Below are 830 nucleotides of genomic sequence, written 5' to 3' on the forward strand. Positions count from 1 at the left end.
AGCTGGGCGTGAGCGGAGGCACCATCTGCCATGTGGATCCCGACCGATGCCCGGACGATCACGTCCCTCCGAAACAGAAAAAGGTGGTGCCATGAGCACAGCCACCGTTGCGGGCACGCTCCGTGCGCAAAAGACGCTTCCTGAACAGCTGCTGCCATGGACGGCATTGCTGGGTGCTCTGGTCGGCGCGGTCTTCAGCGGCGTGCAATACATCGATGCCAAAGACAAAGCCCGGGTTGATCGCGCCTTCGCCTACGTCAATGAATTCAAGTCCGAGGCGATGATGAAAAACCACATCATTGTGCAGGCCGTGAGCGACGCCGTGACCAGCGAATACAAACAGTACCGGGAAGAGCTGGCTCGCGACCCAAGCCTTTCAGCGGAGCAGAAGAAAAAATTCAAGACCCAGTTCTACTTCGACGCCTACATAGGGCGTTACAGGCGAAACCCGGAATTCAGCGCCGCTATCGGGCGGTTGTCTCTTTTTTATGAAGAAATTGCCATTTGCGCCCAAGAAGCGCTGTGTGATCCCAAAACGGTTCTTCGCTTTTTCCAGCAGGGAGCATCGGATTTTCTGGACAACACCAAGCCCATCCTTTGCGAACAGCGCCAGATCTGGAACGATACGGAGGGAACGGTGATTGCACCGGCGCAGCAGATGCTTTTCAAGAAAACCCTCCTTGGCTGCAGCGAATGGTCAGGCCGGTCGCCCGCTACTGCCGGGCAGTCCTGATGCTGGGCGGCAGCGCCTGCGGATGGCTGGTGCGAAACGGATTGATGTCCAGCCCGCCGCGGCGCGTGTAGCGCGCATATACCGAGAGCTTCATGGG

General features: G+C 58.1%; 1 protein-coding gene and 1 pseudogene. One reads left to right on the forward strand and one right to left on the reverse strand.

The annotated features are described in order from the left end of the window. Positions 1-733: hypothetical protein (locus AC1DWI_RS24955; protein ID WP_477726156.1), on the forward strand; the 733-nt coding region annotated here is incomplete at its 5' end. Here AC1DWI_RS24955 and AC1DWI_RS24960 read toward each other — a convergent pair. After that, positions 714-830: pseudogene (locus AC1DWI_RS24960) on the reverse strand (NADPH-dependent 7-cyano-7-deazaguanine reductase QueF); the annotation flags it as partial. The gene AC1DWI_RS24955 and the pseudogene AC1DWI_RS24960 sit on opposite strands and share 20 nt — an antisense overlap.

The organism is Polaromonas sp. P3_C2 (assembly GCF_056402675.1).